At 64.5% G+C, this 15158-nt stretch carries 16 protein-coding genes; 6 read left to right on the forward strand and 10 right to left on the reverse strand.

The genetic code is table 11. From position 1 onward, the window contains the following. Positions 1 to 33: 33 nt before the first annotated feature. The 4 genes from VE092_RS17015 to map form a co-directional block, all read right to left on the reverse strand. The gene (locus tag VE092_RS17015; RefSeq protein WP_324878769.1) at positions 34 to 741 is read right to left on the reverse strand and encodes an anti-sigma factor; all 708 of its coding nucleotides are present in this window, start codon (positions 739 to 741) and stop codon (positions 34 to 36) included. Then, positions 738 to 1283 carry a sigma-70 family RNA polymerase sigma factor gene (locus tag VE092_RS17020; RefSeq protein ID WP_324878771.1) on the reverse strand — a complete coding sequence of 182 codons (546 nt, stop codon included), beginning with the start codon at positions 1281 to 1283 and terminating at the stop codon, positions 738 to 740. The genes VE092_RS17015 and VE092_RS17020 overlap by 4 nt, the downstream gene beginning before the upstream one ends. Positions 1284 to 1361: 78 nt before the next feature. Continuing rightward, entirely contained in the window at positions 1362 to 1931 is a 570-nt protein-coding gene (locus tag VE092_RS17025) for a DUF3455 domain-containing protein (RefSeq protein WP_324878773.1), read from the reverse strand. A gap of 157 nt (positions 1932 to 2088) precedes the next feature. After that, positions 2089 to 2886: a type I methionyl aminopeptidase gene (gene map, locus VE092_RS17030; protein ID WP_324878775.1), complete on the reverse strand. Its 798-nt coding sequence runs from the start codon at positions 2884 to 2886 to the stop codon at positions 2089 to 2091. 256 nt (positions 2887 to 3142) lie between these two features. Between map and VE092_RS17035 the strand changes: the two genes are divergently transcribed. After that, positions 3143 to 4054, forward strand: coding sequence for a LysR family transcriptional regulator (locus tag VE092_RS17035; RefSeq protein ID WP_324878777.1), 912 nt, complete (start codon positions 3143 to 3145; stop codon positions 4052 to 4054). A 25-nt stretch (positions 4055 to 4079) separates the two neighbouring features. Here VE092_RS17035 and VE092_RS17040 read toward each other — a convergent pair whose 3' ends face one another. Continuing rightward, positions 4080 to 4433, reverse strand: coding sequence for a VOC family protein (locus VE092_RS17040; RefSeq protein ID WP_324878779.1), 354 nt, complete (start codon positions 4431 to 4433; stop codon positions 4080 to 4082). Positions 4434 to 4553: 120 nt separating this feature from the next. Beyond that, positions 4554 to 5732: an MFS transporter gene (locus VE092_RS17045; protein ID WP_324878781.1), complete on the reverse strand. Its 1179-nt coding sequence runs from the start codon at positions 5730 to 5732 to the stop codon at positions 4554 to 4556. On the opposite strand from VE092_RS17045, the gene VE092_RS17050 reads away from it, so the two are divergent. Next, positions 5731 to 5907: a hypothetical protein gene (locus VE092_RS17050; RefSeq protein ID WP_324878783.1), complete on the forward strand. Its 177-nt coding sequence runs from the start codon at positions 5731 to 5733 to the stop codon at positions 5905 to 5907. The two genes, VE092_RS17045 and VE092_RS17050, sit on opposite strands and share 2 nt — an antisense overlap. Before the next feature lie 34 nt (positions 5908 to 5941). Here VE092_RS17050 and dgoD read toward each other — a convergent pair whose 3' ends face one another. The 4 genes from dgoD to VE092_RS17070 form a co-directional block, all read right to left on the reverse strand. Next, on the reverse strand, positions 5942 to 7090 hold the full coding sequence (gene dgoD / locus VE092_RS17055) for a galactonate dehydratase (RefSeq protein ID WP_077236655.1): 1149 nt from the start codon (positions 7088 to 7090) through the stop codon (positions 5942 to 5944). Between the two features lie 88 nt (positions 7091 to 7178). Next, positions 7179 to 7817, reverse strand: a complete 639-nt coding sequence (locus tag VE092_RS17060; RefSeq protein WP_324878786.1) for a 2-dehydro-3-deoxy-6-phosphogalactonate aldolase — start codon at positions 7815 to 7817, stop codon at positions 7179 to 7181. 40 nt (positions 7818 to 7857) lie between these two features. Further along, on the reverse strand, positions 7858 to 8826 hold the full coding sequence (locus tag VE092_RS17065; RefSeq protein WP_324878788.1) for a 2-dehydro-3-deoxygalactonokinase: 969 nt from the start codon (positions 8824 to 8826) through the stop codon (positions 7858 to 7860). A 15-nt stretch (positions 8827 to 8841) separates the two neighbouring features. Then, positions 8842 to 9816: an aldose 1-epimerase gene (locus tag VE092_RS17070; protein ID WP_324878790.1), complete on the reverse strand. Its 975-nt coding sequence runs from the start codon at positions 9814 to 9816 to the stop codon at positions 8842 to 8844. 537 nt (positions 9817 to 10353) lie between these two features. Between VE092_RS17070 and VE092_RS17075 the strand changes: the two genes are divergently transcribed. The 4 genes from VE092_RS17075 (at position 10354) to yjfF (ending at position 15114) form a co-directional block, all read left to right on the forward strand. After that, complete coding sequence (locus VE092_RS17075) at positions 10354 to 11328, forward strand: ABC transporter substrate-binding protein (RefSeq protein ID WP_324878792.1); 975 nt, start codon at positions 10354 to 10356, stop codon at positions 11326 to 11328. A gap of 113 nt (positions 11329 to 11441) precedes the next feature. Then, complete coding sequence (locus tag VE092_RS17080; protein WP_324878794.1) at positions 11442 to 12995, forward strand: sugar ABC transporter ATP-binding protein; 1554 nt, start codon at positions 11442 to 11444, stop codon at positions 12993 to 12995. After that, positions 12992 to 14071, forward strand: a complete 1080-nt coding sequence (locus VE092_RS17085) for an ABC transporter permease (RefSeq protein ID WP_324878796.1) — start codon at positions 12992 to 12994, stop codon at positions 14069 to 14071. Before VE092_RS17080 ends, VE092_RS17085 begins: the two co-directional genes overlap by 4 nt. Further along, a complete protein-coding gene (gene yjfF / locus VE092_RS17090) occupies positions 14068 to 15114 on the forward strand; it encodes a galactofuranose ABC transporter, permease protein YjfF (protein ID WP_324878798.1) in 1047 nt (348 codons plus the stop codon). Before VE092_RS17085 ends, yjfF begins: the two co-directional genes overlap by 4 nt. Positions 15115 to 15158 lie beyond the last annotated feature (44 nt).

Consider the following 15158-nt stretch of genomic DNA (forward strand, 5'->3'; position numbering starts at 1 on the left):
GGCCCGCGCTGTCCTCCGGTGCCAGCGCCACTTTCAGGAACTGATCTTGACCGCACGTCCGATGTAGAGGATGGGGCCGGTCGGCCGTCCGGTGGGCGAGCCGCTGCCCGGTTCCAGCGTGATCTCGAAGAGCTGGTCGGCCTGCAGCGGCGGCAGTTTTTCCAGGGCCACCTCCTGCGCCTTGCCCGGCTTGACGATGCCCAGCGAGACCGGCGCGCTCCAGCTGGCACCCTTGGTCCAGAACTGCAGCGCCTTTTCCTGGGGCACACTGACCACCCCCAGCGGAATCAGGTTCAGGCGGCCGCTGCCGCCGGTCTGTACCACCCAGCCGGGGGCCTTATCCTGCGGTGCCACCAGCACCACCATGTAGGCCGGCGCACGGGCCGGCGGCTCGCTGCGCAGCACCAGCATGGCCAGCAGGGCCGAGCAGGCCACGGCGCCGACGGTGCTCCAGCGCCAGAAGTGCAGGCTGTTCCACCAGCTGCGCCAGCCGCCCTGGCGGCGCACCGGCGCCGGCATCGGCAGACCGCGTTCGATCCGCTGCCACAGGCCCGGCGAGGGTTGTTCAGGCGGCGCCAGTGCAGTCAGTGGATGCAGTCTGGCTTCCCATGCATCGACAGCCGCGCGCAGGGCAGGCTCTTGTGGCAGGCGTCGCTCCACCGCCTGGCGCTGCGCCAGGTCCAGCGTCCCCAGCACATACTGGCCCGCCAGCCCTTGCAGTTCGTCGTGTGATTCGTTCATCCGATACACTCCCGCAGCGAGGCCAGGCCGCGCTTGATCCATGCCTTCACCGACCCCAGCGGGGCCTTGAGCCTTTCGGCGATCTCGCTGTGCGTGTAGCCGTCGACATAGGCATAGACGATGCTGGCGCGCTTGGCATCGCTGAGCTGGTCCAGGCAGTCTTCCAAGGGGCCGAGATCGGCTTGCCATTCGGGGGCCGCGACGGCGGGTTCCTGGGCGTCGGCCAGGTCCTCCAGGTCGTCGCCGGCATTGACTTCATGCTGCATGGCGCGGATACGGTTTAGTGCGGTGTGCCGCACCACCGTGAAGATCCAGCCGCGCGCGGTGCCGCGCGCAGGGTCGAAGCTTGCCGCGCGGGTCCAGATGTTGAGGAAAGCATCGTGCAGCACATCCTCGGCCAGTGCCCGGTCGCGCAGGATACGCAGTGCCACGCCCAGCAGATAGCGTCCCTCCTGCTCGTACAGCGCCTGCAATGCGCGGCGCTCGCCAGCGGCGCAGGCGAGAAGGGCGGCTTGATGGTCGAAGGGAACGGCGTCTGTCACATGAAGGCTTCCGGCGCGGGTTGCCCGGCCGGAACGTCCGGCCGGGTGGCGTCGATTATAGCGATAGCCGGTCCGGCATCAGGAGGCTTTCCAGAAAATATAATCGGCCTGGTAGCCTACCTTCTGCTTGGCGCCAGCCTGGCCCATGTCGCAAGTCGCGGCCGGTGCCACCCCGCCGCGCGTGGCCACGCGCTGGATGTAGGTGGTCTGGGTCATGGCGCCCATGCCGGTGGCCGGATTGGCCTTGACCAGCTGGTGCGGGATATTGCCGTTGCCTGCCGGCGCCACGGCGACCTGGGCACCGGTCACCTTGGAGCCGTCGCTGCTTTCCCAGGTGGCCGGCGGCCCGTAGTAGCGGCCGACCTGCATGCCGCTGCGATCCTTGAGCACCGCATCGGGGCCGACGAAGGTCCACTCGAACTGGCCGGGCATGTCCTTCTTGGCACGGCATTCGTAGAGGATTTCGCCCACGCCCACCGTCTGCAGCACGACCTTGTTGCCGGCCGGGACCTTGACCGCATCGGGAAGGCCGTCCTGGGAAAACATCGGTGACATCGGGGCACAGGCCGCCAGCGTCAAGGTGGCGGCGATGGCGGCCAGGCCGAGGGCGGGACGGATGGCGCGCAGGGAAGAGATGGATTGTTGCATGACGGGCTCCTATAGGTTCTTGAAATGGGGGGTACCGCGATCAGCTTTTTCGTGCTGACTCAGGTACTACCCGCCAGGAACCCGAACGGATGCAGTCCGCTGCAAATTTTTTTTCGTACCGGCTGCGGGCGTGGCCACCCGCATCGAGCGGCCCGATTCAGCTGCGGGTGGCGATGGCCGGATACGCCCCCGGCCCTTCCGGCCAGGGCGTGAGGATTTCATACCCCTTGGCCGTGACCACCACCATGTGTTCCCACTGCGCCGACAGCGAACCGTCGGCGGTCACCACGGTCCAGCCGTCGTCCAGTTGCTGTGTATGGCGCTTGCCGGCATTCAACATCGGTTCGATGGTGAAGATCATGCCTTCCTTGAGTGGCAGGCCGGCATTGCGCTGGCCGTAGTGCAGCACCTGCGGTTCGTCGTGATAGACGGTGCCGATGCCATGGCCGCAATATTCCCGTACCACCGAAAAACCATCCCGCTGTGCCACCGTCTGGATCGCGTGACCGACGTCGCCCAGGGTGGCACCCGGGCGCACCGCGCGGATGCCCGCGCACATCGCCTCGTAGGTCGTGTTGACCAGCTTGCGCGCCGTGGCATTGGGCGAACCCACGAAATACATGCGGCTGCAGTCGCCATACCAGCCGTCCTTGATGACGGCCACATCGATATTGATGATGTCGCCATCCTTCAGCACCTGGCCACCGGGAATGCCGTGGCAGATCACTTCGTTCACGGAACTGCAGATGGTCTTGGGGAAACCGTGGTAGCCCACGTTGGCCGGCGTTGCCTTCTGCACGTTGACGATATGGTCGTGGCAGATGCGGTCCAGTTCGTCGGTACTTACCCCGGCCCGGACGTGCTCGGCCACGATGTGCAGCACTTCGGCCGCCAGTTGCCCGGCCACGCGGGCCTGGGCGATTTCTGCGGCGTTGCGCAGCTTCACTTTTCTCATGCTTGTCTGATCTCGGTGTGCCACGCGCTGCGTGGCGGTCGTTCGGCCGTGTATTTTATCCGTCTCGTGCGCCGCCCGCCTCGGGTTTGCGCGATCGTCGGGATTTTTCGACAAGTAATGGGTATTTTCGACCCCCAGCCTGGCCTCATTCACTTATGGGTAAAATCGATAGTTTGTACTTGATCCATCCATTTCACAGATAAACCAGATTCTCTCAACAGCAGATTCTCTCAACAGGATTTTCACCAGAGGCCGTATGGAACTGAGGCAACTGCGCCAATTCGTGGCGCTGGCGGAAGAAAAGAGTTTTACCCGGGCCGCTTCGCGCTGCCATATCGTGCAATCGGCGCTGTCGTCTTCCATCCGCCTGCTGGAAGAGGAACTGGCCGCACCGCTGTTCGTGCGGACCACGCGCCGGGTCGAACTGACTGCGGCCGGCGAAGCCTTCCTCGACAGCGCCCGGCGCGCATTGGGTGCGCTGGAGCAGGGCGCCACCGATGTGGCCGATGTCAATGCCATGCGACGCGGCCGCCTGTCCATCGGCACGGTGCAGAGCCTGCCTTCCTTCGTCGACCTGCCGGCCGTTCTGGCACGCTTCCATCGTCGTCATCCTGCCGTGGAGGTCCGGCTGTGCCAGGGCGCGGCAGGCGAGTTGAACGAGAAGGTGGCTTCGCGCCAGCTGGACCTGGCCGTCCTGCCCATCGAAGAAAGCGGCCAAGGGCTGCAGAGCCATATCATCGCCTGCGAAGACCTGGTGCTGGCCTGCACCCCGACCCATCGCCTGGCCAAGGCGCGCTCGGTGACACTGGAACAATTGGCCGGCGAGGATTTCGTCGATTTCGAGACTGGCCTGGGTACGCGGGCCCTGGTGGATCGCGGCTTTGCCGAAGCCGGCCTGCGGCGCCGCCTGGCCTTCGAGGTCAGCGATCTGGTGACCTTGCTGGACCTGGTGGTGCACGGACTGGGCGTGGCCCTGTTGCCGCGCGACGTGGTGCGCTCGCGCCGGGGCAAGCTGGCCACGGTCAACCTGCGCGGCGTGGAGCTGTGCTGGGAGCTGGTGGTCACCCACAAGGGTGCTGCCCGCAATGGCGCACCGGTGCTCGACGCAGCACCGGCGGCGTTTCTCGAATTGCTGATGGAACAGGCGCGGGAGCAGGGAAGGGCGTGACTTGGCCGCTACCGCTGCAGGGAATTTATTCGGCGCACCAGACCGCCAGCTCATAACCATCCAGGTCACTGAAATGGAAACGCCTGCCGCCCGGGAAGGAGAAGGTGGGGCGGGTGATGGCGGCGCCGGCCGCCAGCAAGCGGCCCTGGATGGCATCCAGGTCGTCGCCGTAGAGGATCACCAGCGGGCCGCCCGGGCGCACTGCTTCGCCGGTGGTGAAGCCACCCTTGAGGCGGCCGTCGCTGAATTCAGTGTAGGTCGGGCCGTAGTCGGTGAAGGTCCAGCCGAATACGCTGCCGTAGAAAGTCTTGCTGCGGGCGATGTCGGTGACGTTGAATTCGATGTTGTCGATTCTTAGTGCAGCAGGGGCGGGGCTCATGGTTTGCGTCATCCTGATTCAGTGGCAATGGGTAGGCCGGTAAGGCGGGCAGCACATCGCGATGGTGCCCCGCGTCAGCCGGCAGGGACCGCCACCTTAGCATGCCGGCCGGGCAGCCCCTCAGATGAAACGCCGTACCGCCTTGCCGCCGAACAGTGCCGCCACCACCATCACCAGCGATACGCCCACGAAGCTGACCCGCAAGCCCAGATGTTCGGCCACGCCACCGATGAAGACCGGCCCCAGCAGCATGCCCACATAGGCGAAGCGCGCCACGGCGGCAATGCTCTCGGCGGCCGCCATGCCCGGTACCCGGGCCGCAGCCAGGAAGAAGATCGGCATCAGGTTGGCAATGCCCAGGCCCGCCAGCAGCAGCCCGGCCATGGTGGCCAGGGGTACCGGCCAGGCCGCCGCCAGGGCGATGCCGGCGGCACCGGCCGCGCCGCTCCAGGCCAGGGTGCGCAGGCCGCCGATGCGGGCACGGATGCGGTCGCCGGTCAGCCGTCCGGCCGCCATGCCGGTGGAAAACGCCGCATAGCTGTAGCTGACCCAGGCCGCTGGCGACTGCGCCACGTCGCGCATGTACACCGCCGCCCAGTCATACATGCCACCTTCGCATACCAGCGCCAGGAAGGCGATGCCACCCAGCACCAGTACCATGCGGCGCGCCCGGCCATCGGCCCCGCCAGCGCCCGTGGTCTCGTCATGCGTGGCGTCGGGCAGGGCGAAGGGGCCGATGGACAAGGCCACTGCCAGCGTGCCGGCCCCGACCAGCGCCGCATGGGCCAGCGGCGACAGCCCGGGCAGGGCGCCCAGCGCCGCGCCGGCGATGCCGCCGATGCTGAACATGGCGTGCAGGGTGGACATGATGGGCCGCGTGCGCTGGCCCTCCACCAGTGCGGCCTGTACCGACATGGCCACATCGAAGGCGGCCATGGCGCTGCCGAACACCAGCAGCAGCGCCACCAGCATCCAGAACTGCGGTGCCAGCGGGATCAGCAACAGCGTGGCCGCATACAGGATGCCGACCTGGCGCAGGGCACGGGCACTACCGACGCGCGCGATCCACTTGCCGGACTGGCCCATGGTCAGCAGCGCGCCCCCGGCCACGGCCAGCATGGCCAGCGACAGTACCGCGTCGGACAGCGCGAAACGCTCCTTCACCGAGGGAATCAGCACGCCCCAGGTGGCGAAGGTGGCGCCGTTGACGAAGAACTGCGCCATCGTGGCGCGGGTGGCGTTACGGCTGCGGACGGATTCGGCAGGGGAAGTGGAGCGGGGAGAGGTGCCGGGCGTCATGAAGAACCTGCAGGAAAAATCAAAAAGCGTGACTTTGCCAGCATTTGATTCATCTGTTAAATGGAATATTCAGATCAACTCCATCGATTTGGTAGATGAATCTTCCGGCCCGTGCCAGTCGCTTCAGCCGTACGACCGAAAAAAAGCCCGGCCAGCTTGCGCTGGACCGGGCTGAGGGACTACCGAGGAGGATGGTTTGGCTTACTGCATTACCACTCGGCAAAGCTGCCATCCTTGTGGCGCCAGATCGGGTTGCGCCAGCGGTGGCCGACTTCGGCGCGCTGACGGACATATTCTTCGTTGATCTCGATGCCCAGGCCCGGGCCTTGCGGGATCTTGACGTAGCCGTCTTCATAGGCGAACACATTCTTGTCGCGGATGTAATCCAGCAGGTCGTTGCTTTCGTTGTAGTGGATGCCCAGGCTCTGTTCCTGGATGAAGGCGTTGTAGCTACCGGCGTCCACCTGCAGGCAGGAGGCCAGGGCGATCGGACCCAGCGGGCAGTGCAGCGCCAGCGCCACGTCGTAGGCCTCGGCCATCATGGCGATCTTGCGGGTCTCGGTGATGCCGCCGGCGTGCGAGACGTCGGGCTGAATGATGTCCACGTAACCCTCGGAGAGGATGCGCTTGAAGTCCCAGCGCGAATACAGGCGTTCACCCAGGGCGATCGGGGTCGAGGTCAGGTGGGCGATTTCCTTCAGGGCTTCGTAGTTCTCCGACAGCACCGGCTCTTCGATGAACATCAGCTTGTACGGCTCCAGTTCCTTGATCAATACCTTGGCCATGGGTTTGTGTACGCGGCCGTGGAAGTCCACGCCGATGCCCACGTTGGGGCCGACCGCTTCGCGCACGGCCTGGACGTTGGCCAGGGTCAGTTCGATCTTGTCGTGGCTGTCGATGAATTGCAGTTCTTCTGTACCGTTCATCTTCACGGCGGTGAAGCCGCGTGCCACTGCGTTCTTGGCCGCCGCAGCCGTATCGGCCGGACGGTCGCCGCCGATCCAGGAATACACGCGGATGGAGTCACGCACTGCGCCACCCAGCAACTGGTGTACCGGTACACCCAGGGCCTTGCCCTTGATATCCCACAGGGCCTGGTCGATGCCGGCCAGGGCGCTCATGTGGATGGCGCCGCCACGGTAGAAACCACCGCGATAGAGCACCGTCCAGTGGTCTTCGATATTGCGCGGGTCCTTGCCGATCAGGTAGTCGGCCAGTTCGTCCACGGCGGCCGAGACGCTATGGGCGCGACCTTCGACGATGGGCTCGCCCCAGCCAACGATGCCTTCGTCAGTCTCGATCTTGAGGAAGCACCAGCGCGGCGGCACGATGAAGGTGGTGATCTTGGTGATTTTCATTGTTCTGTCCGGTTATGCGTTTAATCTGTTCAGGCGAAAAATGATCGCGATGCGATCTGTTGCAACGATGAATCCCGTGGTGTAGGTGTCAGGCCAGCGCCTTCCAGGCGCTGACGAAGGCCACCGCGCGCTGCCGTACCTCCTCGGCTGACAGGCCCGGGGTGTACAGGGCCGAACCCAGGCCGAAGCCCGATGCACCGGCTGCGCGGAACACCGCCATGCCCTCGGGCGTAATGCCGCCCACCGGCAGCAGCGCGATGTCGCGCGAGATGACGGCACGCCAGGCCTTGACCACCTGGGGGCCCAGCTGTTCGGCCGGGAACATCTTGAGAACGTCGGCACCGTTGTCCAGGGCGGCAAAGGCCTCGGTCACGGTGGCTACACCCGGTGCGCTGTAGAGGCCGGCATCACGGGCTGCGCGGATGACGGCGCCATCGCTGTGGGGCATGACGATCAGTTCGCCACCGGCATCCTTGACCTGCTGCACCTGCGCGGGCTTCAAGACCGTGCCGGCGCCGACGATGCAGTCGGCCGGCAGGCTCTTGCGCAGGGCGCTGATGCTCACCAGCGGGTCGGGCGAATTGAGCGGTACTTCGATGATGCGAAAGCCGCTGTCATAGAGGGCCGCGCCGATGGCTTCGGCCTCGGCATTACGCACGCCGCGCAGGATGGCGATCATGCCGGTGTTGCGCAGGGCGTCGTTGAATCGTTGGGTCTGGAGTTGCATGTTTTCTTCCGTGATGCGGTTGATGGTGACGACCTTGGCCTCAGGCGACCAGTCCGGCGTGGCGTGCCAGCACCCACAGCCCGACTTCGGTGGCGGCGTCGGCCTGGCTGACCGGTCCCAGCCCGAACAGGTCCAGCGCGAGCTGGTAGCGGCGGCACAGACCGGCGTCGCCGATCAGGACGATGGCCGGCGCTTGGGCCGGGTACAGGGTTTTCAGCGCGGCCAGTTCATGGCCGATCAACAGGCCCGACAGGTAATCCGGCTGTGCCTCTGCTGCCAGTTCGCCGGTCAGCCCGAGGGTACGGCTGCTGAAGATGTTGGAGAGCACACCGCTCTTGCCTTCCGGCGCCAGCGCCACGCGCGCGCCGCGCAGGAAGGCGGCATCATCGGCGGCATCGGGCTTGTGCATGGTGCGACCGAGGATGGTGTGGGCACACAGGGCGCCATAGACCTCGCCGGTCATGAAGGTATCGAAATGCTCGATGCGGCCAGCGACCACGCGCACCCACTTCGAATGGGTGCCCGGCAGGCCGATCAGCAGCTCGCGTTCATGGCGTGTCTGCAGGGCGCCGATGACCTGGGTTTCCTCGCCGCGCATCACGTTGGGCAGGGTCGAGGTCTGCAGCAGGCCCGGCACGATCCACAGCGGACGGCCCAGGCCGGTATCGACCTCGGTCAGCTTGCTGCCGATCAGGTCGGGCGAGAGCGGCACGTTCAGGTAGGCGGCTTCGCGCCAGCCCTGCTTGCTGCCGACCATGCCGGCGGCAATCAGCGGCGCCTGCGGTGCCGCCTCCAGCCAGTCGCCACAGGCGGCTTGCAGCGCGACGCGATAGGGCGCGTGCGCGTCCTCGCCATGCTCCACGGCGGGCAGGTTCATGATGCCCCAGGGATGGGCGCGGCGCTCGATCACCTGGCCGTTGCGGTCGAAGCGGTAGCAGCGCAGCGAGGAAGTACCCCAGTCGAGGGCGATCAGGGCGCAGTCTGTTTGGATGTCTTGGTGAGTCGTCATGTTCGGTGCCGGGCGTCAGCGCGCCAGGCTGGTATGGTTCGTTTCGCTGCGCGCCTGTTCCTGGGCGATGTCGCAGACCGTGAAGCGGGTCAGCAGCACCATGTCTTCGCCCGGGGCCAGCGCGATCAGGCCGGGCTGGTTGGGCTGGTGGAAGGCATCGATGGGATGGGTCACCGGCTCCAGGCAGAAGTACGGCAGGCCATTGGGCCGGAACATCAGCACGTAACCGCTGCGGTCAGTGGTGTGCATCTGCAGGCGCAGGCCGCGGGTGGGGTCTTCGATCATGGCCAGGCCGTCCCAGCCCTCGAAGCAGTTATCGATCAGGCCGCCCTGCAACAGCGCCGGGCGGTTGTAGTCCCAGCCGGCCGGCAACTGGCGGCTGAAACCGGTGGGGATGCGATCGGGTCCGGACAGCCATACGCCGCGTGCGCGGAACTGCAGACGGGTGTGAGCGTCGTGCAGGAAGTAGGGATGCAGGCCCAGGCCATAGGGCAGGGTCTCTTCGCCGGTATTGGTCACCCGCAGTTCGATCTCCAGTGCATTCTCGCGCAGCGTCAGCACCTGGCGCGCATGATAGACATAGGGATTGCCGTCGCAGCGCGCCGAGTCCAGCGCCAGGGTCATGCGGTCTTCGCTCTGGGCCACGATGCTCCAGGCCTGGCGCCAGCTGTCGCCATGGATGGGAAACGGTTCGCCAGCGCGGTTGGGCTGCAGCGGGTAATGCTTGCCATCGAAATCGAAACCGCCGCCGGTGATGCGGTTGGACCAGGGCAGCAGCGGGAAGCAGGCCGTCGCGTAGAGGGCCGCCGGGTCGGCGCTCCAGGGGCGCAGCAGCGGCAGCCACTTGCGCTCGCGCTGCCATTCCCACCCGGCCAATGCCCCACCCAGCGTGGGGAGCACGTGCAGACGCTGACGCCCTGATTGCAGGGTATGGATTTCCGGCAGCCCCTTGGAGCCTGCGCGGTTGGCATCGGTTGCTCGGGATGGCATGGTGTCTCGTATCTTGTTATGGAGTGCGGCGCGCATCAGCGTTGCGGTGGTGCGGCGTCCCGTCGTGGGGACAGCGAAGTCGTCGGCAGGAAGAAGGAGTGGGCTCACGTGGATTCGCGCTCGGTCTTCAGGCTTGCGCTTCTAAAAAAATCTGGCTGATCCTATCACCGCCCTCCGATAGGGAATAATGAAAAAAACATCGCAAACGATATCAAAATTGCGCGCCCCGCGCAGCGCCCTGCAAGGGCCGTCCGGCCTGGGCCGGTGACACGCGCCTGTGCGAGGTTTCAGCTCAACGATGTGCGAAACGGTATCGAAAAACATTAAAAATTCATTGGATACCTATTGGTCGCTTGCCTAATATGGAGCGCGAATCAGGGACTTCACGGCCTTCAGGGAGTACAGGGTCGTCCAGGATTTCAGCCGCACCGCGCCGCTTCCCGACTTCATACTTATAAATCAAACGCATTCCGGCGCAGCGCAACCCACGCATACAACAAAGGGAAGTCCACAATTCCCTGCCAACGGAGACTGACAATGAACTCGAAAAGAAGAGCGCTTCTGGGCGCAGCCATTTGCATGAGCCTGGGTAGCAGCGCCATGAGCCTTTCGGCTTTCGCTGCCGACAAACCGCTGACCATGGGCTTCTCCCAGGTGGGCGCCGAGAGTGAATGGCGCACCGCCAATACGGTATCGATCAAGGAAGCCGCCAAGCAGGCCGGCGTCAACCTGAAATTCGCCGATGCCCAGCAGAAGCAGGAAAACCAAGTCAAGGCGATCCGCTCCTTCATCGCGCAAAAGGTGGACGTGATCGCCTTCTCGCCGGTGGTGGAATCGGGCTGGGAAACCGTGCTGCGTGAAGCCAAGGCCGCCAAGATCCCGGTCATCCTGACCGACCGTGCCGTCAATGTCACCGACAAGTCGCTGTACGTGACCTTCATCGGTTCGGACTTCGTCGAAGAAGGCCGCCGCGCCGGTCGCTGGCTGCTGGAAAAGGCCAAGTCCATGCCGGCAGGCGACATCAACATCGTCGAACTGCAGGGCACTGTCGGTTCGGCTCCGGCCATCGATCGCAAGAACGGCTTCGAGGAAATCATCAAGAGCGAACCGCGCCTGAAGATCATCCGCTCGCAGACCGGTGACTTCACCCGCGCCAAGGGCAAGGAAGTGATGGAAGCCTTCCTCAAGGCCGAGGGCAAGAAGATCAACGTGCTCTACGCTCACAACGACGACATGGCCATCGGCGCCATCCAGGCCATCGAAGAGGCCGGCATGAAGCCGGGCAAGGACATCATCATCATCTCCATCGACGGCGTGAAGGGTGCTTTCGAAGCCATGATGGCCAGCAAGCTCAACGTGACGGTCGAGTGCAGCCCGCTGCTGGGCCCGCAACTGATGCAGATCGCCAAGGACATCAAGGCCGGCAAGGAAGTGCCCAAGCGCATCACCACCCAGGAAGGGGTGTTCCCGGCCGAGGTGGCGGCCAAGGAATTCCCGAACCGCAAGTATTGAGATCGGCATGAAGGCAGCGCACCCGTCCCGGACTGGCGGACGGGTGTGCTGCCGGCCGGGCCTGGTGCGCACGCTGGCGCATGAGGTGTTGCGATGGTTTTGATGGAGTTGCGATGACGATGTCTGTCGGGGCGCAGGCGCGTCCCATGCTGGAATTGAGTGGTGTACACAAGGCATTCGCGGGCGTGAAGGCGCTCACCGATGTCGGCTTGCGGCTGTTCCCGGGGGAAGTGCATACCCTGATGGGACAGAACGGCGCAGGCAAGTCCACGCTGATCAAGGTACTCACCGGCGTGCATGAGCCCGATCAGGGCAAGATCGAACTGGATGGCCGCGCCATTGCGCCGGCTTCCACGCTGGAGGCCCAGGCGCTGGGCATCAGCACGGTCTACCAGGAAGTCAATCTGTGTCCCAATCTGTCGGTGGCCGAGAATATCTTCATCGGCCGCTATCCCAAGCGCTTCGGTCGGATCGACTGGAAAAGCGTCCATGCACAAGCCAGGCTGCTGCTGCAGCAGCAATTGCAGATCGATATCGATGTGGCGGCGCAGCTGTCATCCTATCCGCTGGCGATCCAGCAGATGGTGGCGATCTCGCGTGCCCTGTCGGTATCGGCCAAGGTGCTGATCCTGGATGAGCCCACCTCCAGCCTGGACGAGGCCGAGGTGCAACAACTGTTCAAGGTGCTGCGGCGCCTGCGCGAGCAGGGCATGGCGATTCTCTTCGTGACCCATTTCCTGGACCAGACTTACGAGATTTCGGACCGCATCACGGTATTGCGCAATGGCGTACGCGAAGGCGAATACCTGGTCGCCGACCTGTCGCGCCTGGAGCTGGTCAACAAGATGGTGGGCGTGACCGCAGTCGATCATCGCAAGGTCGAAGCCGGTGCCGAGGCCCTGGCCGCGGGGCTGTCGGCCGATACGGCAGAGCAGGGCGAAGTCTTCCTGCAGGCCGACGGGTTCGGTCGGCGTGGCGTATTGGCGCCGCAGGACCTGGAATTGCGGCGCGGCGAAGTGTATGGCCTGTGCGGCCTGCTGGGCTCGGGACGGACCGAGATGGCGCGTCTGCTGTTTGGCGCCGACCGTGCCGACAGTGGGCAACTGCGCATCGAAGGTCGCGCCGTCAAACTCAATGTGCCACGCGATGCGATTGCGGCCGGCATCGGCTTCTGTTCCGAAGACCGCAAGAAGGAAGGCGCGATCCTGGAATTGTCGGTGCGCGAAAACATCATCCTGGCGCTGCAGGCAAGGCAGGGTCTGTTCCGCGTACTGCCGCGCAAGCGCCAGAACCAGATTGCCAGCGATTACGTGAAATGGCTGGGCATCAAGACTGCCGACCTGGAAACCCCGATCGGCCTGCTGTCCGGCGGCAACCAGCAGAAGGCCTTGCTGGCGCGCTGGCTGGCGACCGACCCGGGCATGCTGATCCTGGATGAACCCACGCGCGGTATCGACGTGCGGGCCAAGCAGGAGATCATGGATTTCGTCATCGCCATGTGCCGCAAGGGCATGGCCATTCTTTTCATTTCCTCGGAGATTCCCGAGGTCCTGCGCTGCAGCGACCGTATGCTGGTGCTGCGCGACCGTCGCGCCTGTGGAGAATACCGTCGCGGTGAACTCGACGAGCAGACGGTCCTGCAGGTCATCGCGGGAGAGGCCGCATGAGTGCTTCCATGGATTCCAAACTGATTCCCGACAGCGCCACCACCGGTAGCGTGCCGGTGCTGGGGGTGCTGCTGCGCCATCCGCTGGTGCGCCCGCTGGCGGCGCTGGCCTTGCTGCTGCTGATCGATTTCCTGCTGGTGCCAGGCTTCTTCAAGCTGGAGATCAAGGACGGCCACCTGTATGGCGCGCTGATCGATATCGTCAACCGTGCCGCGCCGCTGATGCTGGCGGCGCTGGGCATGACCCTGGTCATCGCCACGCGTGGCGTGGACATCTCGGTGGGTGCGGTGGTCGCCATCTCCGGCGCGGTGGCGGCGATCCTGATCGGCGGCAAGATGGTGGTGGTCAACGGTGTGCCGGAATACGTCAGCAATGTGCCGATGGTCTGGGCGCTGGTCGCAGCGATGGGGGCGGCGTTGCTGTGCGGCGCCTGGAACGGCGTACTGGTGGCCGGGCTGGGACTGCAGCCCATCATCGCCACGCTGATCCTGATGGTGGCCGGGCGCGGATTGGCGCAGTTGCTCACCGATGGCCAGATCGTGACGGTCTACTACAAGCCCTTCTTCTTCCTCGGCGGTGGTTATCTGTTCGGCCTGCCGTTTTCGCTCTACATCGCCGTGGGGATGTTCCTGCTGCTGGCGCTGCTGATGAAGAAGACTGCCCTGGGCCTGTTCATCGAATCGGTCGGCATCAACCCGGTGGCCTCGCGCCTGGCCGGTATCCGCACGGCGGCCCTGATCTTCTTCGTCTACATGTTCTGCAGCGCCTGTGCCGGGCTGGCGGGCCTGATGATCGCGTCCAACATCAAGAGCGCCGACGCCAACAACGCCGGCCTGCTGCTGGAACTCGATGCCATCCTGGCCGTCACCCTGGGTGGTACCTCGCTGGCCGGTGGCAAGTTCAGCCTGGTGGGCAGCGTCATCGGCGCGCTCATCATCCAGACCCTGACCTATACGATCTATTCGCTGGGGGTGCCGCCCGAGGTCAATATGGTGGTCAAGTCCATCGTGGTGTTCCTGGTCTGCCTGTCGCAGTCGCCGCAATTCCGTCGCATGTTGAGGATGTCAAAATCATGATGCTCGTTTCTTCCTTGCGGCGCGCTTCCCATGCGCCGTGGTTTACCTCCATGGTAACCGTGGTGTTGCTGGTGATCATGCTGCTTGCAGGAGCAGCAGGGTACGACGGTTTCCTGGCGCCGCAGGTGATGCTGAACCTGCTCATCGACAATGCCTTCCTGCTGGTGGTGGCCATCGGCATGAGCTTCGTCATCCTGTCCGGCGGCATCGATCTGTCGGTCGGTTCGGTGCTGGCGCTGACCACCATGGTGGCGGCCTTTCTGCTGCAGCACTGGCACTGGCCGCCGCTGCTGGTGATCGCCACGGTGCTGCTGATGGGGGCCGGTTTCGGCGCCGCCATGGGCGCCATGATCCACTACTTCAAGCTGCAGGCTTTCATCGTCACGCTGGCCGGCATGTTCCTGGCGCGCGGCCTGTGCTACCTCATCAGTATCGATTCCATCACCATCGACGATCCCTTCTTCACGGCCATGTCACAGACGCGCATCGAGTTCGCCGGCCTGTTCATCTCGCCCAGCGTGGTGATCGCACTGATCGTGCTGGCCGTGGCCATCTGGATGGCGCATGGCACACGCTTCGGGCGCGCCGTCTATGCCATCGGTGGCAGCGAAAGCTCGGCCATGCTGATGGGCCTGCCGGTGGCGCGCACCAAGGTCTTGGTGTATGCCTTCAGCGGTTTCTGCGCCTCGGTGGCCGGCCTGCTGTTCTCCTTCTACATGCTGTCCGGCTACGGACTGCATGCGCAGGGTGTGGAACTGGACGCGATTGCGGCCGTGGTCATCGGTGGCACCCTGCTCACCGGCGGCTATGGTTATGTGGCCGGCACGCTCACCGGCGTGCTCATCCTGGGCGTGATCCAGACCCTCATTGCCTTCGATGGCAGCCTCAGTTCCTGGTGGACCAAGATCTTCATCGGCGCGCTGTTGTTCGTCTTTTGCGTGGCGCAACGTGTCATTTCCCTGGGTGCCCTGCGCGGCAAACCGGCCGGATCGGCGAAAGCCGCGCCAGTCGGGGCTTCTGCGGGATTTTTTAAGCTTAATTAAGATAACTTTACATAGAGGGAGTTATACCGAAAAATATATCCATT

The sequence above is a fragment of the Herbaspirillum sp. genome, from assembly GCF_035644555.1.
Classification (GTDB): domain Bacteria; phylum Pseudomonadota; class Gammaproteobacteria; order Burkholderiales; family Burkholderiaceae_D; genus Herbaspirillum.

Excerpts from the sequence above, each read along its gene's own strand:
- VE092_RS17065 (WP_324878788.1), bottom strand. The coding sequence starts at position 8,826 with ATGACGACTCACCAAGACATCCAAACAGACTGCGCCCTGATCGCCCTC.
- VE092_RS17060 (WP_324878786.1), bottom strand. The coding sequence starts at position 7,817 with ATGCAACTCCAGACCCAACGATTCAACGACGCCCTGCGCAACACCGGC.
- VE092_RS17040 (WP_324878779.1), bottom strand. The coding sequence starts at position 4,433 with ATGAGCCCCGCCCCTGCTGCACTAAGAATCGACAACATCGAATTCAAC.
- VE092_RS17070 (WP_324878790.1), bottom strand. The coding sequence starts at position 9,816 with ATGCCATCCCGAGCAACCGATGCCAACCGCGCAGGCTCCAAGGGGCTG.
- VE092_RS17080 (WP_324878794.1), top strand. The coding sequence starts at position 11,442 with ATGACGATGTCTGTCGGGGCGCAGGCGCGTCCCATGCTGGAATTGAGT.
- map (WP_324878775.1), bottom strand. The coding sequence starts at position 2,886 with ATGAGAAAAGTGAAGCTGCGCAACGCCGCAGAAATCGCCCAGGCCCGC.
- yjfF (WP_324878798.1), top strand. The coding sequence starts at position 14,068 with ATGATGCTCGTTTCTTCCTTGCGGCGCGCTTCCCATGCGCCGTGGTTT.
- VE092_RS17025 (WP_324878773.1), bottom strand. The coding sequence starts at position 1,931 with ATGCAACAATCCATCTCTTCCCTGCGCGCCATCCGTCCCGCCCTCGGC.
- VE092_RS17050 (WP_324878783.1), top strand. The coding sequence starts at position 5,731 with ATGAAGAACCTGCAGGAAAAATCAAAAAGCGTGACTTTGCCAGCATTT.
- VE092_RS17075 (WP_324878792.1), top strand. The coding sequence starts at position 10,354 with ATGAACTCGAAAAGAAGAGCGCTTCTGGGCGCAGCCATTTGCATGAGC.
- VE092_RS17085 (WP_324878796.1), top strand. The coding sequence starts at position 12,992 with ATGAGTGCTTCCATGGATTCCAAACTGATTCCCGACAGCGCCACCACC.
- dgoD (WP_077236655.1), bottom strand. The coding sequence starts at position 7,090 with ATGAAAATCACCAAGATCACCACCTTCATCGTGCCGCCGCGCTGGTGC.
- VE092_RS17045 (WP_324878781.1), bottom strand. The coding sequence starts at position 5,732 with ATGACGCCCGGCACCTCTCCCCGCTCCACTTCCCCTGCCGAATCCGTC.
- VE092_RS17015 (WP_324878769.1), bottom strand. The coding sequence starts at position 741 with ATGAACGAATCACACGACGAACTGCAAGGGCTGGCGGGCCAGTATGTG.
- VE092_RS17035 (WP_324878777.1), top strand. The coding sequence starts at position 3,143 with ATGGAACTGAGGCAACTGCGCCAATTCGTGGCGCTGGCGGAAGAAAAG.